The organism is Brucella sp. IR068, from assembly GCF_049065885.1.
Lineage (GTDB): Bacteria > Pseudomonadota > Alphaproteobacteria > Rhizobiales > Rhizobiaceae > Brucella > Brucella intermedia.
The window spans coordinates 371,485-394,887 of sequence record NZ_JBAKHE010000004.1; the positions used below are offsets into that span (position 1 = coordinate 371,485).

Genomic DNA, 23,403 nt, shown 5'->3' on the forward strand with positions numbered 1-23,403 from the left:
CGACGCTGCACAAGCGCCGCCAAACAACCAGACAGAGCGCACCGCTCCAGCAGGAATTCTATGGATATTTCACAGGCCTATGCGCCTCAAAAAAGCAGATCCGGGCGCGGCTCGGAATTCCGTCGCGGGGCCGCAGCCGGTCTGCCGGTTCTGCTTGGCATCATTCCCTATGCGCTGGTGCTGGGCGCGCAGGCGGCTCAAAAAGGCCTCAGCATCGTGGAAGTGCCGCTGATGACCGGACTGAACTTTGCAGGCGGGTCGGAATTTGCGGCCATCCAGCTCTGGACCTCACCGCCGCATGTCCTGCTGATCGTCGCCATCACCTTTCTGGTCAACAGCCGCCACCTGCTGATGGGCGCGGCGCTGGCCCCGTTCATCCGCCATCTGCCCAAGCGCAAGGCATTCGCCAGCCTGTTTCTGATGTGCGATGAAAGCTGGGCGCTCGGCCTTGCCGACGCCAAACGTCGCCAGTCGAAGGGCGTCAATCCGGCCTTGAGCCTCACCTTCTATGCCGGCGTGGCGATTCCTTTCTACCTTGCATGGGTTTTATTCACCACGCTGGGTGCGGCCTTTGGGCCGATGATGGGAGACCTGCGCCCCTATGGTTTCGACATGGCGTTTCCGGCGGTATTTCTGGTGCTGCTGGCGGGCATGTGGAAAGGCTTCGCGGCCGCGCGGCCCTGGCTGGTCAGCCTTGTCGTGGCCGCACTGACCTATCTCACCATTCCCGGCGCCTGGTATGTCGCCGCCGGGGCCTTGTCCGGTCTCGTTGCAGCCTATCTGCTGGCAGGTGAAGAATGATCGATCCGTTAGCTGTTCTGACCATCGTCCTGATGGCAAGCGTCACCTATCTCACGCGGATCGGCGGCTATGTGCTGCTGCGCAACCGTACGCTCAGCAAACGTGCGACGGCGGTGATGGAAGCAGCCCCCGGCTGCGTCCTGATCTCGGTCATCGCGCCCGATTTCGTGTCGGACAAGCCTGCCGACCTGATAGCGCTCGCGATCACCATCTTCGCTGCAACGCGCTTTTCCATGCTGCCGACCGTGCTGATCGGCATTAGCGCGGCGGGGCTTTGCCGCTATTTCATCGGATAGTGGCGCTCCAGTTCAGTGCAAGTGCTTCAGCTTGTCGGGATTGCGCACGACATAAATCCCGACGATCTTTCCTTCTTCGATATCCAGCGCCGTTGTCTGGATTTCTCCATCGGCTTCTTGCGTGATGAAGCCGGGCAACCCATTGATGAAAACCGTGCGCAACAGCGTGGACTGGTTGCCGCTGAAATAGGCGGCCAGTTTCTCGTGGGTCTTCATCACCTCGTCGAAGCCGAAAACAGGCTTCGGGAAAGCCGGGCGCTTGCCGCCGCCATCGGCATGAAGGTTCACATCTGCCGCCAGCATCGCACCAAGCGCTTTCATGTCGCCGCTGCGCGACGCCGTGAAAAAGGCCTGCGCCAGTTCGAGCCCGCGCTGCCTGTCGACCTGAAAACGCGGACGCTCCTCGCGCACATGCTTGCGAGCCCGCGCCGCAAGCTGGCGGCAGGCTGCGGCATCGCGCTGGATGGTCCGCGCTATCTCGTCGAAATCCAGCCCGAAGACGTCGTGCAGCAGGAAGGCCGCACGTTCCAGCGGCGAAAGACGCTCCAGCGCCAGCATCAGCGGCAGGGTGACATCGTCATCCGCCTCTTCTTCCACAACCGGGTCGGGAATCCACGGCCCGAAATAGGTTTCGCGCTGGTTGCGCCCGGATTTCAGGAAATCGAGGCATAGACGGGTGACAGTGCGGCGCAGGAAGGCTTCCGGCTCGCGCACCTCGCTGCGGTCGGCGTTCATCCATCGGATGAACGCCTCCTGCACCATATCCTCGGCATCGGCGACCGAACCCAGCATACGATAGGCAACGCGGATCAGTTTCGGGCGCAGCGGATCGAAGCTTTCGGCTGCATCGCCTTGTGAGGATATGTCGGTCATCAGACGGCTGCCTTTGCGACAGGCTGCTTGGTTTCGGGTTCGAACCAGAGATTGAAGCCGACCGCCATGCGGTTCCAGCCATTGATGATGTTGATCATCAGCGTAAGGTTCACCTGTTCTTCCTCGGAGAACTGTGCCTGCATGGCGCGGCGTGCTTCTTCCAGATCGTGGCCTTGTGACAGGCGGGTCAGCGCGTCGACCCAGCCCAGCGCCGCACGCTCGCGCTCAGAATAGCACGGTGCTTCGCGCCATGCCGACAACAAATAGATGCGCTGTTCGGTCTCGCCCAGCGAACGCGCCTCGACCGTATGCATGTTGATGCAATTGGCGCAGGCATTGATCTGCGACGAGCGGATTTTGACGAGTTCGATCAGGCTCGCTTCCAGACTGGAGGCGATGGTCATCGAAGCGGCCATCCAGGATTTCATCGTGGCGGGGGCAACGTTGAACGGGTTGAGCAGAGGGGTCATGGTATCGTTCCTTTTGGTTGAAGGGCTTTCGATAGACATGACGAGCGGGCAATGCCGAATGTGACATGAGACAGAAAAAAATTTGAGCGCCTGGCGTTCTGGCGCTTATGCGATGGAGCAAGTCTCCCCCGTAGAGCGACGAAGGAAAAGACGCACGAGCAGGCCCCACGATCGGCATTGCATGTTTTGACTGGACAATTGGACTGCTGCATCTGGATGTTTACGCGGGTCTCCTCCCCGTTGCGATGGTATCTCCCTTTCGCTGTTCTCTTCGCACCTGCCGCCACCTTCCCGGCTTTTCATTGCCCGGCACGCTGCTTCGCCCCCGCCTCTTTCTCCGTTTCCCAATCCGTCCCTCCTTTCCTGTTATCCTCGGCCCGATCTCCTCACCGTGTCTCCCCTTCCTGAAACAACAGTTGCGTTCCTCGTGATGCCGGGCGGCAAAGAACATTTTTTGCGCTCCGGTGCTCGCGTATCCTTAACCCCGCTCCCCTCCGTGCTCGAAAATCGCTCTGTTCGCCACGACCTGATGAATGTGCAACTGTAGTGCTAGCTTTTCACCCGCGTTGACAACATACCAACTGGTCGGTATTGTTTGGAGAACAAGGCGGAGATTGCATCGGAAAGCCCGGCTTGCATTTGAAGTGATGTTGAGGAGGAACCATCATGACGAAAACGCCTTCCAGCGGCGACAGTCCGCCACGTCCTATCATCACCGCATTTGAAAATTCTCCCGATCGCGGCCGAGGGATGGCGCGGGACATGCCCGTTCGATGGGCGCTTGAAGAGACCGGGCGGGACTATGATATGCGCCTCGTCTCGTTTGAGGCGATGAAAGCCCGCCCCCACCTCGATCTTCAACCCTTCGGGCAGATACCGACCTATCAAGAGGGCGATCTGGCGCTGTTTGAATCCGGCGCGATCGTGCTTCATATCGCGGAGCAGAACCCCGGTCTTCTGCCGGATGACGCCAATGGCCGCGCACGCGCCATCACATGGATGTTCGCTGCGCATAACACCATCGAACCGGTAATCGTCGAACGGGAAATGGCCGGTTTTGTCGAACGGCAGGAAAGCTGGTACGAGCAGCGCATGCCGATCGTGGAAGCGCGTATCCGCAAAAGACTGGACGCACTTTCCGCCTGTCTGGGCGATAATGACTGGCTTGAGGGCGCATTCAGTGCCGGTGATCTTTTGATGGTGTCCGTACTGCGGCGGCTGAAGAGTTCAGGCATATTGAACGACTATCCGAACCTTGCCGCCTATGTCGCGCGCGGGGAGGCACGCGCGGCTTTCAAGCGCGCATATGACGCCCAGCACGCGGTTTTCCTCGCCGCATCGAAAGATTGAGCCTTTCTGCTGCCATCTATCCGCAGTCGAGTTCGCTCAATATCCATTCCCTGAATGCGCGGATTTTTGGCGTGGTGCGGCGGGATTTGGGATAGACCAGCCAATAGGCGCGACCATCGTCGCCGAGAATGTCGAAGGGCTGGATAAGCTGGCCGGTGGCGATTTCCATCTGGTGGAAAGCGGGCGTCAGGATGCCGACGCCCTGCCCTGCGGCAGCCGCCCGCCCTTCAATGTGCTGCGCTCCAAGCCGGTTCTGCGTATTGCCCGGTAATTGCGGGTTTTCGATCCCCGCCGCCTCGAACCAGATTTTCCACCAGGGGTCGCTCGCGTCGATGATCTTGAGCCGTAGCAGGTCGGCAGGTTCCTTCACCCCGCCGATGGTTGCGGCCAGAGCCGGGCTCAGCATCGGCGTGAAACTCGCCTTGATGAGCTGATGCGCTTCCAGTCCCGGCCATTTGCCGAAGCCGCTTCGGATCGCGATATCGACATTGGTCGTCGCGAAGTCGATCAAGCTGTCGGACGTGTCGAGCCTGACCGCAAGCGATGGATGCCGCATCTGGAACGAGCCGAGCCGATGCGCCAGCCAGTTGGCGGCAAAGGTGGCCAGAACGCTGATCGACAGGGTGCCCTCCGCATCCTCCCGCAGGCTGGCAAAGGCATTGCGCATCGTCTCGAAGGCTTCCGTGATGGAAGGCGCCAGACATTTGCCAAGTTCCGTCAGTTCCACCTGTCGCGGCATACGCAGAAACAGGGGCGCGCCGACGCGCTCCTCCAATATCTTGATCTGATAGCTGACCGCAGCCTGCGTCATGCCCAGCTCCGCCGCAGCGCGGGTGAAACTTGCATGGCGGGCGGCGGATTCAAAAACGCGAATGGCCGATAAAGGGGGAAGCGCTGTCGTCATGATGCATAAGTTTTCCTTATGCACACTACTCGATGTTCGATTGGAAAACAAAGGTTTTCCGGCGCATAGCTATAGGCAGAATTTAACAGGCGGCTGCCTCCCACAGCCGCTTCATCCGATAGGTGAGATCATGAAAAACCTCGATTCTGCCTGCACGACCGCCACGGCCTCCGCGATCAGCCACGCAACGGAAAGCGGCTGGAGCGCGCTGTTTTCACGCCTGTTTTCGTTCAGGCGCACCCGTATCACCATCAACGAATATTCGCCGGAATATCTCTTGCGGGATATCGGCATCGGTGATGGGCGCACGCAATATTATTCGCGAGACGGGCATAAGCTGCCCGAATGGCGGTGACCCCTGTCACGCGCTGATGACGGCAAAGCCGCGCGCCTTGAGGCCGCGACGGTCCTCGTGGAGATTGCTGACGAGGCGGCTGCGGCTTCCGTCCAGATGCGCGCCCATCAGCGCCGTCGCCTTTTCGGCATTTCCTTCGCGCACCGCGTCGAGAATGGCGCGGTGTTCGGCCCATGCGCGGGCGAGCGCCGCCTCGTCGCGCACCTCCAGCCAGCGCGCCCGTGAGAGGCGCTGCATGGCATCGCGCACGCCACGGCTGAGAAACTCGTTGCCGGAAAGCCGCGCCAGCTCGATATGAAAATCCATGCCGATCCGGTGCCATTCCTCGCGCGAGGTGTCGGCGTCGCAACTGTCCAGCATGGCCGCAATAGGCTCCACGCCGCTGCGATCTTCCAGCGCGCAGGTCAGCTTTAACGCGGCGATTTCCAGCGCCTCGCGATAGACGCCGATCTGTTCGATCTCGCCGAGATTGATTGGCGAAACCGTCCAGCCGCGCCCTTCGCGGCAGATCAGCCCCTCCGCTTCCAGCCGCAGAAGTGCCGCCCGGATCGGTGTGCGCGAGGCGGCAAACTGCGCCTCGATCCAGCGTTCGGTCAAACGCTCGCCCGGCCCCAGTTCCAGGCCGAGGATCATGTCGCGAAGCTGCGTTTCAACCTGCCTCATCTGTGACATCGGCAACCATTCTCCGTTTTAAGGCAGCGCCCCGATTGACAAGTCGTTTCGACAGGCGCATTCATGCATACCGTTTTGGTATCCCAAAATGGAATACATTGCAATCGCGAGATATGACATGAGCACCGCCCAAGCCGCTGCCGACGATGAGACCGCAGCCTGCCAGGAAAATGTGACCGCCGAAGACAACCCGGAACGCTACTGGAAGCAGAACCTGCTGATCTGCCTCCTCGGTTCCTTCACTACGCTCATAGCCATGTCGCTCCTCCTGCCCTTCCTGCCGCTCTATGTGGAACAGCTGGGTGTCGCGGATCATGCGGCGATCGTGCAATGGTCGGGCATCGCCTATGGCGCGACCTTTCTGGCCGCAGCCTTCGTCGCGCCGCTGTGGGGCAAGCTCGGCGACCGTTACGGACGCAAGCTGATGCTGATCCGCGCCAGCCTCGGCATGGCCATCGCCATGTCGCTGATCGGCATGGTGACGAGCGTGTGGCAACTGGTGGCGCTGCGCCTGTTCGTCGGCATTGCGGGCGGCTATTCGTCCGGCTCCATGATCCTCGTCGCCACGCAGACGCCAAGGGAAAAAACCGGCTGGGCGCTGGGCGCGCTTTCTGCGGGCATCATGGCGGGCAATCTGGCAGGCCCGCTGCTCGGCGGCGCATTGCCGCCGCTGATCGGCATCCGCGCAACCTTCTGGCTGGCGGGCGGCGTGATCTTTCTCACCTTTCTGGCCACGACATTTCTGATCCGCGAAGAGCGCAAGCCGCCCAAGCCGACGAAAGAGCAGAAGGCGGAATCCATCTGGGCAGCCGTTCCCGACAGGAAACCGGTTATCGCCATGCTGGTGACGGGCATGCTGCTGCTTTTCGCCAATATGTCGATAGAGCCGATCATCACCGTCTATGTGATGCAGTTGATGGACGACCAGACGAAAGTGACGCTAATTTCCGGCGTGGTGATGGCGGCTGCCGCACTCGGCAGCATCCTGTCGTCATCGCGGCTCGGTCGCCTTGCCGACCGCATCGGCCATACGCGCGTCATCATCGGCGCGCTGTCGATTTCCGCACTCCTGTTGATCCCGCAGGCCTTCGTGACCGAAGCCTGGCAGCTGATCGGCCTGCGCTTTCTGATGGGGCTGGCACTGGGCGGCCTCCTGCCCTGCATCAGCAGCGTCATAAGGCACAATGTCCCCGACCGTGTGGCGGGCGGCATTCTCGGGCTTTCCGTCTCGGCGCAATATGTCGGCCAGGTTGCCGGGCCGGTCGCGGGCGGCTTTGTCGGCGGTCACTTCGGCATGCGCTCCGTGTTTCTCGGCACATGCCTGATCATGATGCTCGGCGCATTTTATAACTGGACCGTGCTGCGCAGGAACCCGTAATTCTGTCATGGACCGAATCCCCCAACCATGGCGGAACCAGCATGACAGCACATATCTTCACGCCCTTTGAAACGCTCGCCGAAAGGCTGCTGCCTCATGCGCTCGAACATGGCGAGGACGGGTCGCACGACCTGTCCCACCTTGCCCGCGTCTGGAAGAATGCAGCCGCCATTCAGCGTCATGAAGGCGGCGATGCGGAAGTGCTTTGCGCCGCCGCCCTGCTGCATGATTGCGTGAGCGTGGAAAAGAATTCGCCCGACCGAAACCGCGCTTCGCGTCTGGCGGCAGAAAAGGCGACGGGGCTGCTGCGCGATCTCGGCTGGAATGAAGCGAGCATCGGCCTTGCCGCCCACGCCATCGAGGCGCACAGTTTTTCGGCGAATATCGAGCCTGTCACGGTGGAAGCGAAAATATTGCAGGATGCCGACCGGCTCGATGCCATCGGCGTCATTGGTGCAGCGCGGTGCTTCTACATTGCGGGCCGCATGGGCAGTGCGCTTTACGACTGGCGCGACCCGCACGCCGAAAACCGCCCGCTGGACGACAAGCGTTTCGCGCTCGACCATTTCCGCACGAAACTGTTCGGCCTTGCCTCCGGTTTCAAGACGGAAACCGGAAAGCTCATGGCAGCCGAACGGCACAGGCGGCTGGAAGCCATCTTCGATGACTTCCTCGCCGAAGCCAACGGCTAGATTGGTAGATTGTGGTTATGGTGAGCATGAGCACCGGAGGCGCAAAACAACGCCATTTGCAGGCCGCCAGAGCTGCAATCTCAGATTGAGTAACCGCCGTCGATATTGAGTGCCGTCCCCGTCACCATCGACGCGGCGTCCGAGGCCAGCCAGAGAGCGGCTTCCGCCACATCGTCGGGCGTCGAGAACCGGTCGAGCGGAATGGTCGCCTTGAGCGCTGCCCGCGCTTCCGGCGTATCCTCCTCCAGAAACAGCTTCAATGCCTCACCCTCGCTTTCGGCAGGGCAGATGCAGTTGACGCGGATGTTCTTTTCCGCCAGCTCCAGCGCCATGGCCTTGGTCGCGCTGATGATCCAGCCCTTGGAGGCGCTGTACCAGACCAGCCCCTTGCGCGGACGCAGCGCAGTTGCGGAAGCCGTGTTGATGATGACGCCGCTGCCCTGATGCTCCATGATCGGCACCACGATCTGGGTCGAATAATAAAGCGCCTTCATGTTGACCGCGGCGATCAGATCGAAATTGTCCTCCGTGACTTCCGTCAGCGGCATGTTTCGATGTGTGAAACCGGCATTGTTGATCATGATGTCGATGGAGCCGAATGCTTCAAACGCCGCGCGCGCCACGCGCTCCATGTCGTCCTTGCGCGAAACATCGGCCTGCACGGCAAGGCCGTTCTTGCCGATCTCGGCGAGTTCATCCTCAACATGCTTCACGTTCACATCGGCGAGAACGACCTTGGCACCCTCGGCTGCAAATCGGCGCGCCATGCCTGAACCGAAGCCCGAACCGGCGCCGGTGATGATTGCGACCTTATCCTGCAGCCTCTTCATGTCATTCTCCTTTGGCATAACCAAGATACCGTCCAACTTGGCCAAATCACTTGAATCCAGATTGTTTGTTCCAATATGGCCTTAAGATGAACATGTCATGTGTGCACAAGCCGTTAATCCGTCAATTATCGCAGGATGCTTTCACTTTCGCGGGAATGCGGCATTGCGACTGTTGAATTTAAATCGATTAGATAATAGACAAGGGCAGCGTTAAAATCGCATGCTGCCCACAGGCAGACTGATTTGCGCAAGAAGAGAAGAGAGCGATAGATGACCAGCCAGACAATTCCGGTAGAGCCCTTCGACTGCATCGTGTTCGGCGGTTCCGGCGATCTTGCCGAACGCAAGCTCATCCCGGCGCTGTATCAGCGTCAGCGTGCAGGCCAGCTCACCGACCCGACGCGCATCATCGGCGCATCGCGCAGCGCCATGACGGATGACGAATACCGGCAGTTCGCACGCAATGCCATCCATGAGCATGTGAAGCCAGAGGAAGTCGACGAGAAGGAAGTCGACGGGTTTCTCGCCCGCCTCAGCTATGTGGCTGTCGATGCCAAGTCGGAAGAAGGCTGGGATGCACTCAAGACCCTGATCGGCAAGAAGCCGGAAAAGATCCGCGCTTTCTATCTCGCCGTCAGCCCGACGCTGTTCGGTGATATCGCCACTCGGCTGAAAGCGCATGGGCTAATCACCCGCGACACGCGCATCATCGTGGAAAAGCCGATCGGTCGCGATCTGGAATCCGCCATGGCGCTCAACGACACGCTCGGCAGCGTTTTCCGCGAAGACCAGATTTTCCGCATCGATCACTATCTCGGCAAGGAAACCGTGCAGAACCTGATGGCGCTGCGCTTTGCCAATGCGCTTTATGAGCCGTTGTGGAACTCCGCCCATATCGACCATGTGCAGATCACCGTCGCCGAAGCGGTCGGCCTGGAAGGACGCGCCGGTTATTACGACAAGGCGGGCGCGCTGCGCGACATGGTGCAGAACCACATTCTCCAGCTTCTCTGCCTTGTTGCGATGGAGCCGCCTTCATCGGTCGAAGCCGATGCGGTCCATGACGAAAAGGTCAAGGTTCTGCGCTCCTTGAAGCCGATTACCAATCTCAATGTCGAAGATGTGACGGTGCGCGGCCAATATCGCGCCGGTGCCTCGGCGGGCGGGCCGGTGCGCGGCTATCTGGAAGATCTGGAAAGCGACACCAGCAATACCGAAACCTTTGTGGCGCTGAAGGCCGAAATCGCCAACTGGCGCTGGGCTGGCGTACCCTTCTACCTGCGCACCGGCAAGCGGCTTGCCACGCGCGTTTCGGAAATCGTCGTTACCTTCAAGCCGATCCCGCATTCGATCTTTGGCGAAAGCGCCGGCAAGGTGATCGCCAACCAGCTCGTCATCCGGCTCCAGCCCGATGAGGGCGTGAAGCAGTGGCTGATGATCAAGGATCCGGGTCCGGGCGGCATGCGCCTGCGCCATGTGCCGCTGGACATGAGCTTTGCCGAATCCTTCAGCGAGCGCAATCCGGATGCCTATGAACGCCTCATCATGGATGTGGTTCGCGGCAACCAGACGCTGTTCATGCGGCGCGACGAAGTTGAAGCCGCATGGCGCTGGGTCGATCCGATCCTGCAGGGTTGGGAGTTGAACAGCCAGCCTGTGCAGGGCTACACGGCAGGAACATGGGGGCCGTCATCGTCCATCGCGCTCATCGAGCGTGACGGGCGCACATGGCACGAAAGCCTCTGATTTCTGTCTTGGAAGGGAATGGAATGAGCATCGAACGGCACGATTTCACCAGCGGAACAGAACTGGCGCAGGCGCTCTCCGAAGCCATTGCGAACAAGCTGAATGCCGCCATCGCTGAACGGGGACAGGCGACGCTCGCCGTCTCCGGCGGCACCACGCCGCTCAGGCTGTTCGAAGTGCTCTCCCGCAAGATGATCGACTGGAACCTTGTTACGATCACACTTGTGGATGAGCGTTTCGTGCCCGTCGAAAGCGACCGCTCCAACGAAAAGCTGGTGCGTGAGCATCTTCTGCGCGACCATGCGGGCGTGGCAAGGTTCGTCGGCCTTTACAATCCGGCAGCGACCGCTGAAACGGCGGCGCTTGCCGCCGCCAGCCGCATCGATGCGCTGCGCCGTCCTTTCGACGTGGTGGTGCTTGGCATGGGCAATGACGGGCATACCGCCTCCTTCTTTCCGGGTGCGGACCGCCTCGATCAGGCGATCAACCCGAAAACCCGGGCGCTCGTGCTGCCCATCCATGCCGAGGGTGCTGGTGAGAAACGCCTGACCCTGACCCTTCCCATCATCGCCGAAGCCGAAATGCTGGTTCTGCATATCGAAGGCGCCGCCAAGCAGGCAACGCTGGAAAAGGCGCTTTCCGGCGATGACGAGAATGAAATGCCCGTGCGGGCTGTCTTCCATCATGCCCGCACACCGATCCAGCTTTACTGGAGCAGCTAGAGCGCATCCCGAAAAGTGGGAACCGGTTTTCGGAAAAGATGCGCGATAAAACAAACAGATCGAGCATTTCCAGCGATTCATCAAAAACAGGAAATGCTCTGGTTATATCGGCAAAGGTGACACCCATGCCCACCGAGACGGCGCATAAACGCATTCAGGAAATCACCGCGCGCATTCGCGAACGGTCCAAGCCGACGCGCGAAGCCTATCTTGGCCGTGTGCGTGAGGCTGCATCCAACAAGCCGAAGCGGGCGGTGCTGGGCTGCGCCAACCTCGCGCATGGATTTGCCGCCTGCGGTCCGCACGATAAGGCGGCGCTGACCGGCGACGAGATTCCGAACCTCGGCATCATCACCGCCTATAACGACATGCTGTCGGCGCATCAGCCGTTCGAAACCTTTCCGCAGCTCATCAAGCAGGCTGCGCGTGAAGCAGGCGGCGTGGCGCAGGTTGCAGGCGGCGTGCCCGCCATGTGCGATGGTGTCACGCAAGGGTTCGCGGGCATGGAACTGTCGTTGTTCTCCCGCGAAGTGATTGCGATGGCGACCGCCGTCGGCCTGTCGCATGATATGTTCGATGCCGCCGTTTATCTCGGCGTCTGCGACAAGATCGTTCCCGGCCTCATCATCGGTGCGCTGGCCTTCGGCCACCTGCCCGCCGTGTTCGTGCCTGCCGGGCCGATGACCAGCGGCCTGCCGAACGACGAAAAGGCCAAGACCCGCCAGCTTTATGCCGAAGGCAAGGTCGGGCGCGCCGAATTGCTGGAATCGGAGTCGAAATCCTATCACGGCCCCGGCACCTGCACTTTCTACGGCACGGCCAATTCCAACCAGATGCTGATGGAAATCATGGGCCTGCATCTGCCGGGCGCATCCTTCATCAATCCGGGAACGCCGCTGCGCGACGCCTTGACCCGCGAAGCGGCAAAGCGTGCGCTGGCGATCACCGCGCTCGGCAATGAATACACGCCGGTCGGCGAAATGCTGGACGAGCGTTCCTTCGTCAATGGCGTCATCGGTCTCAATGCGACCGGCGGTTCCACCAACCATACCATCCACCTGATCGCCATGGCCGCCGCCGCCGGCATCAAGCTGACATGGCATGATATTTCCGAGATTTCGGACGTGGTCCCGCTGCTGGCGCGTGTCTATCCGAACGGTCTTGCCGATGTGAACCATTTCCATGCCGCTGGCGGCATGGGCTTTCTCATCCGCGAGCTTCTCGATGGCGGCATTCTGCATGAGGATGTGCGCACCGTCTTCGGCGAAGGTCTGCGGCCTTACGCCATCGAGCCGAAGCTTGGCGCTGACGGCAATGTCGTGCGCGAGCCGGTGCCGGAAAAAAGCGGCGACGACAAGGTTCTGGCGAAGATTCACGCGCCCTTCCAGCCTACCGGCGGCATCAAGGTCCTGACCGGCAATATCGGCAATGCGATCATCAAGGTTTCCGCCGTGAAGCCGGAACGTCAGGTTATCGAAGCGCCCGCCAGGGTATTCAACGATCAGGCGGAAATGCAGGCCGCGTTCAAGGCGGGCGAGCTGACCGGCGATTTCATCGCCGTGGTTCGCTATCAGGGCCCGAAAGCCAATGGCATGCCGGAACTGCACAAGCTGATGACAGTTCTGGGCATCTTGCAGGATCGCGGCCAGCGTGTCGCCCTTGTCACCGATGGCCGCCTGTCCGGCGCATCGGGCAAGGTTCCCTCTGCCATCCATGTCACGCCGGAAGCGCTTGATGGCGGCATCATCGGGAAAATCCGCGACGGCGATGTTATCCGCCTCGATGCCGTCAACGGTACGCTGGAAGCCTTGACCAATATCGCCCTGCTGAACGATCGCGGCGAGGATCGCCCCGATCTTTCCGGCAATGAACATGGCATGGGACGCGAATTGTTTCGTGCTTTCCGCCAGATCGCCGGTCGGGCTGACGAAGGCGCTTCGGTGTTCTGAAAAGGCCGGAAATGAAATTAAGGCAAAACAGTGATTTCAGCTGTTTTGCCTCTCAAACCATCAAAACCGGAATGAAACTGCACAAAAAGCGCAGTTCAATTGTGTCAAAAAACTGGCTTTTTCACGCCAGCAGTGCGGCAAGCCGAGGTGAGCGTGTTCGCCATGAGCATGGCGATGGTCATCGGACCGACGCCGCCCGGAACCGGGGTGATCGCTCCGGCGACCTTTTCGGCTTCCGCGAAATCGACATCGCCGACCAGTCGCGTCTTGCCTTCGCCCCTTTCAGGCGCCGGAATGCGATTGATGCCGACATCGATCACTGTTGCGCCCGGCTTGACCCAGTCGCCCTTGACCATCTGCGGGCGTCCGACCGCCGCCACCAGAATGTCCGCCGTGCGGGCAATCGCGGGCAGGTCTTTCGTGCGGCTATGCGCTACCGTAACCGTCGCATTGGCGGCGAGCAGGAGATTGAACATCGGCTTGCCGACAATGTTGGAACGCCCGATCACCACGGCATTGAGCCCCGAAAGATCGCGGCCATGCACGCGCTCGATCATGATCATCGCGCCCGCTGGCGTGCAGGGTACGAAAGCCGTTTCAACCTCGCCGGTGCCAAGCTTTCCGACATTGATGAAATGGAAACCGTCGACATCCTTGTCGGGGGAAATGGTCTGGATCACCCGGCCTGAATCAATGTGCCTGGGCAGCGGCAACTGCACCAGAATGCCATGGATGGCGGGGTCGTTGTTCAGGCTCTCGATCAGGTCGAGAAGCTCGCGCTCCGACGCCGTTTCCGGGAGGTCATGCTGAACGGAGTGAAAACCGCATTCCTTGGCCTTGCGGCTCTTGGAAGCGACATAGACCTGGCTTGCCGGGTCTTCGCCGACAATCACCACTGCAATACCGGGCACAATGCCGGTTGCAGCCACGAGCTTTTCGGTCTCGGTCTTCACCGTGGAAACCACATCCTCGGCGAGCTTCTTGCCATCAATCAATTGGGCCATAGCGAGCGCTCCGTTCATTCGGGATTGTCTGGGAAATACACGACATATTTTCCGCACACATGCCCATAAGCGTCATGACGCCCGATGACAATTGGCGAATGCGCGACAATGCAGGATTTTATGGCAGGATTTTATGAAATTTCAGAACGCCGGGTCATGTCAGAGCCGCGAAGCACGGGACGAACGCACCTCGTCGATGGCACGACCGAGGGCGGTGTTTTCCCTCGGTCGGCTGACGCCTTCATTCTCGGCTTCCCACCGCGCATTGGCCTCGCGGATTACGGCGGCAAGACGCGTCTCGCCGTAGGTTTCAAGAACCTCTTCCGGTTCAGCTTCCATCTTTGACGGCGACCGAGGCTTGCGACCGGCCAGCGCCATGGAAAGAAGGCCAAGCAGGAAACCGCCCCCAAAGCCAAGGGCGATGATCCACTGCGGCGGGAGATCGCGCGGGTTCGGTTCAGCAATGGCCGGCGCTACAATCCGCACCGTCGCCGCGGAACCAGCGGAGGCCGGTTCACCGCGCGCCGCACGCATCTGCAAATCTTCAAACAGCGCCTGCTTCGCCGCTGCATCGCGCTCCAGCATTTGCAGGCGGGCTTTGTCTTCGTCCGTGGCGGGCGTCGAGCCGAAACCGGCAATGGCGGCGGCTGCTTTTTGTTCACGTTCGACCGCATTCTTAAGATCGGCCTGCAAGACGCTGCGCTGGCTTGAAATCTCCGTCGCGATCTGGGCCTCGATCTGCTTCGCTTCGCCCCCCTGCCCCGCTGTGCGATAGCGCTCCACCAGCGCTCCGAGGGCTCCCGAACGCATGCTTTCCGGCACGCCCTTGCGGACGAGACTTTCGGCGCTGGCCCCATTCAGGCTGTTGGCCTCGGCTGCGATCCGCGCCGTCTCGGCCTTGCTGTCGGCGAACTCGCGCTGAAGCGCGGCCTTGTTGTTGTCATCGCCGAAATCCCGGCTCATACGAAAGGCATTTGCCGCCTGCCGTGCCGCTTCGGCATCCGCTTCCAACCGTTGCAGTCGCGCCGGAAGGTCGCCTTCAGGCCCGCCCGGCGAAGCGCCGCCCTGCAGATGATCGCGAAACGCCTGCGCAACGGCATTGGCGAGAAGTGCCGCCGTTTCCGGCTTGTCTGCCGTCGCTTCGACATTCACCGTCCCGCTGTCCAGCGCCTGCGTGAAATCGAGGCGCTGGCGCAGCAATTGCGCGCCCGGCAAGTGGGGCCATGCAACTGCGGGAGACCGCAGGTCTTCGGGCAGCAGTCGGGTCAGGCGAAAACGCAGTTCCTCCAGAACGGATGGGGCACCGAGGTCGGTGGCACGTTCGATACGCGCCATCTGCGCGGCCCGCTCAAGAACGGCATTGGAGGCAATTTCGCTGCGCCGCTCCGGCGGGAAGACCTGCATGGAAGCCGTAGCCGCATATTGTGGCGGCACCAGAAAGGCATAGGTAGTTCCGATAATTCCGCCCAGCAGCGTGAAACCGGCCAGAAGCCCCCAGCGCCGCCTGCGACGGGGCAATTTCACCGGCTGGCTTTCAGGCTTTGAAGCGGTTGTGGGAGTTTGCGGCACTGGTTGCGCCCTGGCCGCCGCACCATCGAGATTGGCCTGCAAGGCCTCACGCACGGCGTACATCCGGCCTTGCATATCGGCCTTCGGATCAATGGAGCCATCATGTTCGGCGTCCAACAGTTCCTGCTTGCGGCGAAGCAGTTCCTCCCGGCGTCTTTGATGTTCGCGCTCTTCAGTATCCTGAAATCCACGGAACGAGGAAGCAGGTTGCAGGAATTCCGGCGCATAGGCCAGAAGCGGACGGCCAGCCGCACGTTTCCCCTCTCTGTCCCTCTCCACCATCGTTCCGTCCCGATTGCACCCTGTTTATTGATCCAGATTAATATTCATCATGGCAAATAAACCGTTAAAATTGCAATTATATACGTTGATTCATGCAGATAAATCAGGAGGCCCGCATGAACGCCGAAACGGAATACGCCATCGATCCAGACCGGCTGCACGGCATCATTCGATTTATCCAGAATGCAGAACGACTGAAAAGCACATTACGTTCCGGCCATACCTCTCAAGGCCGACCGGAAAGCACCGCCGAACATAGCTGGCGACTTTGCCTGCTGGTATCGCTGTTCGACCGGGAACTGGGCGATTGCGACCGGCTGAAACTCATCAAGATGTGCATCGTCCACGATCTGGGCGAAGCGATTTCGGGCGATGTGCCCGCCATCCATCAATCCGCCGATGACGGGCGAGCCGAGCGCGAAAGAGCCGACCTCATGACGCTGTGCGAGCCGCTGCCGGACGATCTGCGCACGGAAATCATCGAGCTTTGGGCGGATTATAACGAAGGCGGCTCACCGGAGGCGATCTTCGCCAAGGGCTTCGACAAGCTTGAAACCATGATGCAGCACAATATCGGGCTCAATCCGCCCGATTTCGACTATGCTTTCAACCTGGGTTACGGCGTGAGGCAGACCGCCCGCCACCCGCTGCTGCGCCGGTTCCGCGAAATCGTGGACGGTGAAACCCGGCGCAATGCAGAGCGACAGTCGTAAAGCGGTTCCGGTTAAAACAGAGCCGCTCTAACTATTTGTTTCATAGCATTATCCAACGCATCGAAGCGGCATAAGAAATCAGTCCAGTGAACTGATTTCCCCGCATAGACGTTTCACACTTTTGCTGGAAATGCTCTAACTCAAGGTCGCGAAATGGCGCAGCGTGAAGGTGATCTGATAAACCAGCGCAACGGCAGCAAAAGCCGCATGATAGCGCCTGTCGCCCCAGTACACGGCAATCAGGCTGAACAGGATGAAGCAGGCGACCTGTATGGGATATTCGATGCCGTAGACCCGGTAGTGATCGGCGCCCTTCAACAGCGTGTCGATGAAATCGGCGACATAGACCAATGCCAGAATGCCGAAAAACCACTTGCGCCGGGAAATGAAGTAATCGCGGTAGCCGGTATATTCCTCCATGCTGTCGGGAAAGAGCAGCGTGCAGAGCAGGAAATGGAGACCGGCGTAGAAAATCACGAAGAGATACTTCTCGAAGGTCCAGAGCTGAATGGTGCGCAGGCCGAATTCGAACCACCAGAAATGGATGACCGAAAGCAGGATGAAACCCACCCAGGCCAGATGGACCGGATAAATCTTCTGCTTGCCCGGATGCTGGATGAACCGCGCCAGTCCTGTCAAAAGGCGGGAAACGCACAAGCCGAGGATCATGCCTATGATGATGCGGACATGGCCGAAAGCTTCGGCTGGCGGCACGCCCGTTGTCAAAGCCGGATCCATTCTTCCCCTCCGAAACTCCACTCAATTCAGGCTCATAGTGCGCGATATAGCCTGATCGATCAATGATTTAACCTTAGAAACACGTGGATAGGCCGCATATGCTTGCGCAGTCCGGCGAGGCGGCGCTATACCATGCTCCAAACGAACTCCAAGGGTGGAACGATCAATATGCATGACACGGTAATTCTGGTCGGTTGCGGCAATATGGGCTTCGCCATGCTCAAGGGCTGGCTCGATAGCGGTATCCTCAAGGCGAAGGACGTTTATGTCGTTGAGCCGACCGAAGCGCTTCGCGATCGCGCTGCCGGCGCTGGCGTCCATGCCTTTGCCGATGCAGACGCCCTGCCCGGTGATCTGAAGCCGCGCATGGTTCTCGTAGCCGTCAAGCCGCAGGTCATGGCAAAGGTTCTGCCCGCCTATAAGCGGTTTGCATCGGCTGCCACTTTCGTCAGCGTCGCAGCGGGCATTCCTGTCGCGCTTTTTGAAAGCGAGCTGGGACAGGACGCTGCCGTGCTCCGCTGCATGCCCAACACGCCAGCGGCCATCGGCAAGGGCATGCTCGTCACCTACAAGAACGCCAATGTGAGCGATGAGGACGAAGCTTTCATCGCGCGTCTGCTTGAGACCTCCGGCAAGGTTGCGCGTGTGGACGAAGAAGCGCTGATGGATGCCGTCACCGCCGTTTCGGGTTCCGGCCCGGCTTATGTGTTCCACTTCATCGAGGCGCTGACCGACGCTGGCGTGACCGCCGGTCTGCCGCGTGAAACGGCAACGTTGCTTGCCATGCAGACCGTGATGGGCGCAGGCGCCCTCGCTGATGCCAGCACGGACACGCCGTCAAAACTGCGCGAACAGGTGACAAGCCCGAACGGCACCACCGCCGCCGCGCTTGAAGTGCTGATGGGCGGCGACCGTCTCAAGACGCTTGTGGCCGAAGCCGTGGAAGCGGCCCGCAAGCGTTCGGTGGAACTGGGGAAGGCTTAGACAAATAGTCTCGGCACCGCATCGATCAGCGCCTTTGTGACAGGCGCTTGCGGTGCCGTTATCAATTCCTGCGTCGGGCGGCATTCGACAATCTGCCCGCGCTCCATCACCGCGATACGATCCGCCATCCGGGCCGCGACCGCGAGATCATGCGTGATGAAAAGATAGGCCGTCCGCTCGGCTTTCTGTATTTCCCGCAACAAGGCGAGAATGGCGCCGCGCACGGTAACATCGAGCGCCGAAACCGCTTCGTCCAGCACGACCAGCGACGGAGCGGTTGCAAGCGCCCGCGCTATCGCTACACGCTGGCGCTGCCCGCCGGAAATCTCATGGACGCCGCGCCGCGCCAGCGCCGGATCAAGCCCAACCCTTTGCAGAAGGCTGGCAATGTCGCGCTTCAGCCCGTGAATGCGCAGCGGCTCGCGCAGGAGATCATAAACGCTCGCACGCGGGTTGAAGGCTGAAAGCGGGTCCTGAAACACCATCTGCATGCGCGCGCGCTGCCTGCGCAGTTCAGCTCCCTTGAGCGCCATCCAGTCGCGGCCTTCAAAGCGGATTGCGCCACTTTCAGGCGGGTGAAGCCGCAGAAGTGCACGCGCCAACGTGGACTTGCCGCTGCCCGATGGACCGACCAGCGCCAGCGTTTCACCCGGCTCGATCGTGAGGCTGATGCCGTCAAGCGCAACGGCGTCGCCATAGCGAACCACAAGCTGATCTGCCTGCAAAAGCGGTTCAGCCATGCGCCGCCTCCAGCACTGGCACGGCGGCAATCAGCGCCCGGGTGTAATCCGTCTGCGGGTTGGAGACGATATTTCGTGCCGGGCCGAACTCCACCAGCTTTCCCTGCCGGAAAACCGCGATGCGGTCGGCCAGTCCCGAGGCCAGCGCGATGTCATGGGTGATGAAGATCAGCGTCATCCCGTCTGTGCGCACCAGTTCGCGCAGGAGGGAGACGATCTCCTTCTGCACGATGGTGTCGAGCGCACTCGTCGGTTCGTCCGCGATCAGCAGGCGCGGGCTGGCGGCAATGGCGAGCGCAATCGCGATGCGCTGTTTCTGCCCGCCGGAAAACTGATGCGGATAGCGTGCGAAACTGGCGTCGGCTTGCGGAATATGGACACGCTGCAAAAGACCTGTCGCTCTTGCTTTCGCCGCCACCCTGTCGATTTTCGCATGGGCGCGAATGGTTTCCACAAGTTGTGCGCCGACGGTCATCAGCGGATCGAAGCTCGACGCGGGGTCCTGAAATACGAAGCCTATATCGCGGCCCGCTCGCGGCTTGCCATCCGCCCAATCCAGTTGACCGGAAATGTGCGCATTGCCCGGCAGGAGAGAGGCCAGGGCCAGCGCCAGCGTGCTTTTGCCCGAGCCGCTTTCGCCAATGATCGCCAGCGTTTCGCCCTGTCCTATATCCAGATCGATATTCTCCAGCGCGGGCTCGCTGCCGTAGGATACGGATAGCTTTTCAAGGCGGACAAGGGGGCTCACGACAGCGCCTCCCGGCGGGATATGGCGTTCGTCAGCCCTTCGCCTGCCAGATAGACGCCGACAACAGTCATTGCCAGCGCCAGACCCGGCAGGATGGACAGCCAGGGGGCCGAACGCAAGACCGTGCGCCCTTCGGCGATCATGCCGCCCCAGGTGACGCGGTTTGGATCGCCCAGACCCAGAAAGGACAAGGCGGCTTCGATCAATATGGCGGAAGCGACGATGACCGGCGCCAGCGCCAGCACCGGCGGCAGCGCATTGGGCAATATCTGGCGGAAGGCGATTTCCATCGGATGCATGCCGATGACGCGGGCCGAGACCACATAGTCGCTTTCGCGGATCGAAAGTACCTGCCCGCGTGTCAGACGTGCAGCCTGTGTCCAGCTTGAAAGGGCGATTGCAGCAATCAGCACCGGCAGCGACGGCCCGGCAATGCTGGTGAGCGCCAGCGCCAGCAGGAAGCCCGGAACTGTCTGGAAGGCTTCGGTGATGCGCATCAGCACTTCATCGATGATGCCGCCCGCAAAACCGGCCAGCGTTCCGACGATGCTGCCAAGGACAATTGAAGCAAGGGCGGCGGCCAGCCCGACGCCCAGCGATGTGCGCGCACCATAGAAAAGCTCCGCCAGAACATCGCGTCCAAGCCGGTCTGTTCCGAAAAGAAAATGGGAATTTTCAAGGGGTTGCAGCAGCGGCGTTGCGACAATGCTTAAAGGATCGCCGGGAAAGATGAGAGGTGCGGCAAGTGCCGCCAGAACCAGCAGCGCCAGCAGGATCATGCCTGTTATGCCCTCACCCGTTCTGAAATAACGTTTAGGCTGGTTCATGCCCTGCCATCTCCCCTCGCGATGCGCGGATCGAGCCAGAGATAGATCAGGTCGATGAGGAAATTGACCGCGATCACCATGATGGCGCTGACCAGAATGACGCCGAGCAGAAGCGGCGTGTCACGGCTCGCAACGGCCTCCTGCGCCAGCCGCCCCAACCCCGGCACGGCGAAAACGCTTTCGATCACCACGCTGCCGCCGAGCATCGATGCGGCCTGCAAGCCCAGCACGGTCACGAGCGGCAGCAAGGCGTTGCGCACCACATGGCGCAGGATGATGCGCGAACGCGAAATGCCCCTCGCCCGCAAGGCCCGCACGAAATCCATGCGCCATATGTCGGCCATGGCGGCCCGCATGACCCGCAGGTAAAGCGCCAGATAGATCACCGCCAGCGAGACAACCGGCAGCACCAGATGGACAGCAATGTCGCCTGCCCGCGCCAGCCCTTGCTTGCCGGAAGCGATTGTTTCAATGCCGCTCGACGGCAACCAGCGCAGCCTGATCGAAAACAGGATGACCAGCACGAGCGCCAGCCAGAAACCGGGGATCGCATAGAGAACGAGCGATGCGACTGACAGCAGCCGGTCGCGAAAGCTTCCGGGCCTCGCCCCGGCCACAATACCGAGGAGCGAACCTGCGGCAAAGGACAGAGCGGTCGCCGCCCCCATCAGAAGCAGCGTGTTGGGCAGGCGTTCCAGTATAACGTCAAGAATGGGCCGGTTGAAACTGACGGACCAGCCGAGATTACCCTGCGCAAGCGCTGCCAGATAGGCTCCAAGCCGGTGCCAGATGGATTGATCCAGCCCCCAGCGCGCCCGCATCTCGGCAATGGTTGCCGCATCCCCGCCGAATGTCACGGCATAGGCGTCGACGGCATCGCCGGGCGCGCTTTCCAGCATGAAAAAGCAGCCGACAATGACAATCAGCAGCACGATGATGCTGCCGACCAGTCGCTTGCGGAAAAGGGCCAGAATCTGTTTCACAATGGCAGGATACAATCAATCCAGGTGGTTCGTCACTGTTCGAGCCAGGTATCCGCCCAGTTGGAAACAGCCCAGCGCGGATTGTTGGAAACATTCTTCACGCGGTCGCTTGCAACCGTGATGAAACCCCATTCCGCGACATTGATGAGCGGCAAATCCGCCTGCACCATCTGCTGGAACTGGTGGTAAAGGGCGGTGCGCTTTTTCTCGTCGATCTCACGCGCGGCCTTGGCGATCAACGCATCCAGTTCCGCATTGGCATAGCCGCCCTGATTGGAGAACGGCACGCCTGCCGGAATGCCGCTTTCGACCAGAATTGTGGTCGATATGGCCGGATCGCCGCGATAGACCGTGGGCGCAATGGCGAGATCGAAATCATGATCGGTATAAACCGCCTTCTGATGCGCGGCGGAATCATTGTTGACGATGTGCGCATCGATACCGACAGCAGCAAGCGCCTGGCGCAGATAATCGCCGAACTGTTTCGTTTCGTTGAAATAGGGTGCGGGCAAAAGCCTCAGCGTGAAGCGCGTGCCATCCTTGCCCCGCCTGTAGCCCGCCTCGTCCAGAAGCGCGTTGGCCTTGGCGACATCGAACGGATAGGACGGCACGTCATCGGTATAAAACTGGCTGTCATAACGCGGCACAGGGCCGGTTGAAGGCTTGGCATAGCCCAGGAAAATCGTCTTCACGACGAAATCGCGGTCGATAGCGTGGGCGATCGCCTGCCTGACCTTCAGGTCGGCCAGTTCCTTGCGGCGATGGTTGATCTCCACCACCAGCTGATAGGTCAGCGCCTCATACCCCTTGGAAATGACGGTGAGGCCCGGAACCTTCGAGATACGGTCCAGATCGGCAAGCGGCACGGCGGAAAAGGCGGCCAGGTCGATTTCCTCGGCCTCCAGCGCACCCGCCGCTGCTGCCCTGTCCGGCAGCACACGATAGACGATCTCGTCCAGATAAGGCTCGCCTTCGCCCCAATAATCGTCGTTGCGGACCAGCCGGTAATATTCGCCGGTCTTATGCTCGGCATATTTGAACGGGCCGGTGCCAATGAGCTTTTCATTGGCCGGATTGGCCATGATGTCACTGCCGGCAAAGACGTGCTTCGGCAGCACTGCGGTCAAGGCCGGCAAGGCATTGCGGATAAGCTGGAAGGGTGTCGGTTCGGAGAAATGGAAGATAGCCGTCAGATCATCCGGCGTTTCGACCTTTTCCAGCGCCTTGAAGACGACACGGCCTAGGTTTTGCAGCGGTTTCCAGACTTCCATCGCCGAAAAGGCCACATCCGCCGATGTGAAGGGCTTGCCGTCATGCCATTTGACACCATCCCGCAGGCGGAATGTCGCCGTCAGCCCGTCGGCGGAACCTTCCCAGCCAGTGGCAAGACGCGGCGCGAGACCGTTCTCGCCCTCGAAGGAGGCTTCCGCCAGAGGCTCGACCACCTTGCTTGCGACGAAGAAGACGCCATTGGATGCCACGATGGCCGGATTGAGATTGCGCGGCTCTGAATCTGCGGCCACAACCAGCCGCCCGCCTTTCTGCGCCTGACCTGCCGCAGCCGACCGTTGCGGCCAGACGGCGACAGCAGCCAAGGCGGTTGAGCCCGCCAGAAAAGCCCTACGCGACAGAACCAGTTGCGCCATATCCCGTGCCCCGCAATCTTGCCTCAGTTGTTCGCATTTCTACATCAGTCACCCATAAATGACAGGATCAAAATCTGTTACGGTGACAATAAATGCCGAAAAAGACTTCGTTTTCCGGCATTTGTAACCGT

General features: G+C 60.5%; 24 protein-coding genes. 11 read left to right on the forward strand and 13 right to left on the reverse strand.

The window, feature by feature from the left end:
• The first annotated feature begins 60 nt into the window (after positions 1-60).
• Together ACOWVS_RS09535 and ACOWVS_RS09540 are read left to right on the forward strand one after the other, a co-directional pair.
• Positions 61-801, forward strand: a complete 741-nt coding sequence (locus ACOWVS_RS09535) for an AzlC family ABC transporter permease (protein WP_006473062.1) — start codon at positions 61-63, stop codon at positions 799-801.
• A complete protein-coding gene (locus tag ACOWVS_RS09540; RefSeq protein WP_063620269.1) occupies positions 798-1,097 on the forward strand; it encodes an AzlD family protein in 300 nt (99 codons plus the stop codon). The genes ACOWVS_RS09535 and ACOWVS_RS09540 overlap by 4 nt, the downstream gene beginning before the upstream one ends.
• Before the next feature lie 12 nt (positions 1,098-1,109).
• On the opposite strand, the gene ACOWVS_RS09545 is transcribed toward ACOWVS_RS09540, so the two are convergent.
• Positions 1,110-1,970: a sigma-70 family RNA polymerase sigma factor gene (locus ACOWVS_RS09545; protein WP_063620270.1), complete on the reverse strand. Its 861-nt coding sequence runs from the start codon at positions 1,968-1,970 to the stop codon at positions 1,110-1,112.
• Complete coding sequence (locus ACOWVS_RS09550) at positions 1,970-2,440, reverse strand: carboxymuconolactone decarboxylase family protein (RefSeq protein ID WP_063620271.1); 471 nt, start codon at positions 2,438-2,440, stop codon at positions 1,970-1,972. Before ACOWVS_RS09550 ends, ACOWVS_RS09545 begins: the two co-directional genes overlap by 1 nt.
• Positions 2,441-3,106: 666 nt before the next feature.
• Between ACOWVS_RS09550 and ACOWVS_RS09555 the strand changes: the two genes are divergently transcribed.
• Positions 3,107-3,790, forward strand: a complete 684-nt coding sequence (locus ACOWVS_RS09555) for a glutathione S-transferase family protein (RefSeq protein WP_075041842.1) — start codon at positions 3,107-3,109, stop codon at positions 3,788-3,790.
• Positions 3,791-3,806: 16 nt separating this feature from the next.
• Here the strand turns inward: ACOWVS_RS09555 and gcvA are convergent, their stop codons facing one another.
• On the reverse strand, positions 3,807-4,694 hold the full coding sequence (gene gcvA, locus ACOWVS_RS09560; RefSeq protein WP_063620273.1) for a transcriptional regulator GcvA: 888 nt from the start codon (positions 4,692-4,694) through the stop codon (positions 3,807-3,809).
• Positions 4,695-4,824: 130 nt separating this feature from the next.
• Between gcvA and ACOWVS_RS09565 the strand changes: the two genes are divergently transcribed.
• Positions 4,825-5,049 carry a hypothetical protein gene (locus ACOWVS_RS09565; RefSeq protein WP_063620274.1) on the forward strand — a complete coding sequence of 75 codons (225 nt, stop codon included), beginning with the start codon at positions 4,825-4,827 and terminating at the stop codon, positions 5,047-5,049.
• Between the two features lie 6 nt (positions 5,050-5,055).
• On the opposite strand, the gene ACOWVS_RS09570 is transcribed toward ACOWVS_RS09565, so the two are convergent.
• Complete coding sequence (locus ACOWVS_RS09570; protein ID WP_006473066.1) at positions 5,056-5,721, reverse strand: GntR family transcriptional regulator; 666 nt, start codon at positions 5,719-5,721, stop codon at positions 5,056-5,058.
• Between the two features lie 118 nt (positions 5,722-5,839).
• Here ACOWVS_RS09570 and ACOWVS_RS09575 point away from each other — a divergent pair, with 118 nt between their 5' ends.
• Positions 5,840-7,099 carry a multidrug efflux MFS transporter gene (locus tag ACOWVS_RS09575; protein ID WP_063620275.1) on the forward strand — a complete coding sequence of 420 codons (1,260 nt, stop codon included), beginning with the start codon at positions 5,840-5,842 and terminating at the stop codon, positions 7,097-7,099.
• A gap of 41 nt (positions 7,100-7,140) precedes the next feature.
• On the forward strand, positions 7,141-7,791 hold the full coding sequence (locus ACOWVS_RS09580) for an HD domain-containing protein (protein WP_063620276.1): 651 nt from the start codon (positions 7,141-7,143) through the stop codon (positions 7,789-7,791).
• Between the two features lie 80 nt (positions 7,792-7,871).
• On the opposite strand, the gene ACOWVS_RS09585 is transcribed toward ACOWVS_RS09580, so the two are convergent.
• Positions 7,872-8,621, reverse strand: coding sequence for an SDR family oxidoreductase (locus ACOWVS_RS09585; RefSeq protein ID WP_006473068.1), 750 nt, complete (start codon positions 8,619-8,621; stop codon positions 7,872-7,874).
• A 270-nt stretch (positions 8,622-8,891) separates the two neighbouring features.
• On the opposite strand from ACOWVS_RS09585, the gene zwf reads away from it, so the two are divergent.
• The 3 genes from zwf to edd all read left to right on the forward strand — a co-directional run bounded on the left by zwf (position 8,892) and on the right by edd (position 13,038).
• Entirely contained in the window at positions 8,892-10,367 is a 1,476-nt protein-coding gene (zwf, locus tag ACOWVS_RS09590) for a glucose-6-phosphate dehydrogenase (protein WP_006469298.1), read from the forward strand.
• A 23-nt stretch (positions 10,368-10,390) separates the two neighbouring features.
• Positions 10,391-11,089 (forward strand): 6-phosphogluconolactonase, encoded by a 699-nt coding sequence (gene pgl / locus ACOWVS_RS09595; protein ID WP_021587394.1) that lies wholly within the window; start codon positions 10,391-10,393, stop codon positions 11,087-11,089.
• A 125-nt stretch (positions 11,090-11,214) separates the two neighbouring features.
• A complete protein-coding gene (edd, locus tag ACOWVS_RS09600; RefSeq protein WP_025091016.1) occupies positions 11,215-13,038 on the forward strand; it encodes a phosphogluconate dehydratase in 1,824 nt (607 codons plus the stop codon).
• Positions 13,039-13,142: 104 nt separating this feature from the next.
• On the opposite strand, the gene folD is transcribed toward edd, so the two are convergent.
• Together folD and ACOWVS_RS09610 are read right to left on the reverse strand one after the other, a co-directional pair.
• A complete protein-coding gene (folD, locus tag ACOWVS_RS09605; RefSeq protein WP_025091015.1) occupies positions 13,143-14,042 on the reverse strand; it encodes a bifunctional methylenetetrahydrofolate dehydrogenase/methenyltetrahydrofolate cyclohydrolase FolD in 900 nt (299 codons plus the stop codon).
• A 159-nt stretch (positions 14,043-14,201) separates the two neighbouring features.
• Positions 14,202-15,893: a Wzz/FepE/Etk N-terminal domain-containing protein gene (locus ACOWVS_RS09610; protein ID WP_063620277.1), complete on the reverse strand. Its 1,692-nt coding sequence runs from the start codon at positions 15,891-15,893 to the stop codon at positions 14,202-14,204.
• A gap of 116 nt (positions 15,894-16,009) precedes the next feature.
• Here ACOWVS_RS09610 and ACOWVS_RS09615 point away from each other — a divergent pair, with 116 nt between their 5' ends.
• Complete coding sequence (locus ACOWVS_RS09615; protein WP_063620278.1) at positions 16,010-16,606, forward strand: HD domain-containing protein; 597 nt, start codon at positions 16,010-16,012, stop codon at positions 16,604-16,606.
• Positions 16,607-16,741: 135 nt separating this feature from the next.
• Here ACOWVS_RS09615 and ACOWVS_RS09620 read toward each other — a convergent pair whose 3' ends face one another.
• On the reverse strand, positions 16,742-17,344 hold the full coding sequence (locus ACOWVS_RS09620) for a hypothetical protein (RefSeq protein ID WP_063620279.1): 603 nt from the start codon (positions 17,342-17,344) through the stop codon (positions 16,742-16,744).
• A 168-nt stretch (positions 17,345-17,512) separates the two neighbouring features.
• On the opposite strand from ACOWVS_RS09620, the gene proC reads away from it, so the two are divergent.
• On the forward strand, positions 17,513-18,328 hold the full coding sequence (gene proC, locus ACOWVS_RS09625) for a pyrroline-5-carboxylate reductase (RefSeq protein ID WP_075041913.1): 816 nt from the start codon (positions 17,513-17,515) through the stop codon (positions 18,326-18,328).
• Here the strand turns inward: proC and ACOWVS_RS09630 are convergent.
• Genes ACOWVS_RS09630 through ACOWVS_RS09650 form a run of 5 tightly spaced genes read right to left on the reverse strand, consistent with a single transcriptional unit; the run spans position 18,325 to position 23,272 of the window.
• On the reverse strand, positions 18,325-19,068 hold the full coding sequence (locus ACOWVS_RS09630; protein WP_063620280.1) for an ABC transporter ATP-binding protein: 744 nt from the start codon (positions 19,066-19,068) through the stop codon (positions 18,325-18,327). The two genes, proC and ACOWVS_RS09630, sit on opposite strands and share 4 nt — an antisense overlap.
• Positions 19,061-19,816, reverse strand: coding sequence for an ABC transporter ATP-binding protein (locus ACOWVS_RS09635; protein WP_063620281.1), 756 nt, complete (start codon positions 19,814-19,816; stop codon positions 19,061-19,063). Before ACOWVS_RS09635 ends, ACOWVS_RS09630 begins: the two co-directional genes overlap by 8 nt.
• Positions 19,813-20,643, reverse strand: a complete 831-nt coding sequence (locus tag ACOWVS_RS09640) for an ABC transporter permease (protein WP_063620282.1) — start codon at positions 20,641-20,643, stop codon at positions 19,813-19,815. The genes ACOWVS_RS09635 and ACOWVS_RS09640 overlap by 4 nt, the downstream gene beginning before the upstream one ends.
• On the reverse strand, positions 20,640-21,641 hold the full coding sequence (locus tag ACOWVS_RS09645) for an ABC transporter permease (protein WP_063620283.1): 1,002 nt from the start codon (positions 21,639-21,641) through the stop codon (positions 20,640-20,642). Before ACOWVS_RS09645 ends, ACOWVS_RS09640 begins: the two co-directional genes overlap by 4 nt.
• A 17-nt stretch (positions 21,642-21,658) precedes the next feature.
• Positions 21,659-23,272, reverse strand: coding sequence for an ABC transporter substrate-binding protein (locus tag ACOWVS_RS09650; protein WP_063620284.1), 1,614 nt, complete (start codon positions 23,270-23,272; stop codon positions 21,659-21,661).
• Positions 23,273-23,403 lie beyond the last annotated feature (131 nt).

Coding starts and splice junctions, on each gene's coding strand:
- ACOWVS_RS09535 (WP_006473062.1), top strand. CDS start 61: ATGGATATTTCACAGGCCTATGCGCCTCAAAAAAGCAGATCCGGGCGC.
- ACOWVS_RS09540 (WP_063620269.1), top strand. CDS start 798: ATGATCGATCCGTTAGCTGTTCTGACCATCGTCCTGATGGCAAGCGTC.
- ACOWVS_RS09545 (WP_063620270.1), bottom strand. CDS start 1,970: ATGACCGACATATCCTCACAAGGCGATGCAGCCGAAAGCTTCGATCCG.
- ACOWVS_RS09550 (WP_063620271.1), bottom strand. CDS start 2,440: ATGACCCCTCTGCTCAACCCGTTCAACGTTGCCCCCGCCACGATGAAA.
- ACOWVS_RS09555 (WP_075041842.1), top strand. CDS start 3,107: ATGACGAAAACGCCTTCCAGCGGCGACAGTCCGCCACGTCCTATCATC.
- gcvA (WP_063620273.1), bottom strand. CDS start 4,694: ATGACGACAGCGCTTCCCCCTTTATCGGCCATTCGCGTTTTTGAATCC.
- ACOWVS_RS09565 (WP_063620274.1), top strand. CDS start 4,825: ATGAAAAACCTCGATTCTGCCTGCACGACCGCCACGGCCTCCGCGATC.
- ACOWVS_RS09570 (WP_006473066.1), bottom strand. CDS start 5,721: ATGTCACAGATGAGGCAGGTTGAAACGCAGCTTCGCGACATGATCCTC.
- ACOWVS_RS09575 (WP_063620275.1), top strand. CDS start 5,840: ATGAGCACCGCCCAAGCCGCTGCCGACGATGAGACCGCAGCCTGCCAG.
- ACOWVS_RS09580 (WP_063620276.1), top strand. CDS start 7,141: ATGACAGCACATATCTTCACGCCCTTTGAAACGCTCGCCGAAAGGCTG.
- ACOWVS_RS09585 (WP_006473068.1), bottom strand. CDS start 8,621: ATGAAGAGGCTGCAGGATAAGGTCGCAATCATCACCGGCGCCGGTTCG.
- zwf (WP_006469298.1), top strand. CDS start 8,892: ATGACCAGCCAGACAATTCCGGTAGAGCCCTTCGACTGCATCGTGTTC.
- pgl (WP_021587394.1), top strand. CDS start 10,391: ATGAGCATCGAACGGCACGATTTCACCAGCGGAACAGAACTGGCGCAG.
- edd (WP_025091016.1), top strand. CDS start 11,215: ATGCCCACCGAGACGGCGCATAAACGCATTCAGGAAATCACCGCGCGC.
- folD (WP_025091015.1), bottom strand. CDS start 14,042: ATGGCCCAATTGATTGATGGCAAGAAGCTCGCCGAGGATGTGGTTTCC.
- ACOWVS_RS09610 (WP_063620277.1), bottom strand. CDS start 15,893: ATGGTGGAGAGGGACAGAGAGGGGAAACGTGCGGCTGGCCGTCCGCTT.
- ACOWVS_RS09615 (WP_063620278.1), top strand. CDS start 16,010: ATGAACGCCGAAACGGAATACGCCATCGATCCAGACCGGCTGCACGGC.
- ACOWVS_RS09620 (WP_063620279.1), bottom strand. CDS start 17,344: ATGGATCCGGCTTTGACAACGGGCGTGCCGCCAGCCGAAGCTTTCGGC.
- proC (WP_075041913.1), top strand. CDS start 17,513: ATGCATGACACGGTAATTCTGGTCGGTTGCGGCAATATGGGCTTCGCC.
- ACOWVS_RS09630 (WP_063620280.1), bottom strand. CDS start 19,068: ATGGCTGAACCGCTTTTGCAGGCAGATCAGCTTGTGGTTCGCTATGGC.
- ACOWVS_RS09640 (WP_063620282.1), bottom strand. CDS start 20,643: ATGAACCAGCCTAAACGTTATTTCAGAACGGGTGAGGGCATAACAGGC.
- ACOWVS_RS09650 (WP_063620284.1), bottom strand. CDS start 23,272: ATGGCGCAACTGGTTCTGTCGCGTAGGGCTTTTCTGGCGGGCTCAACC.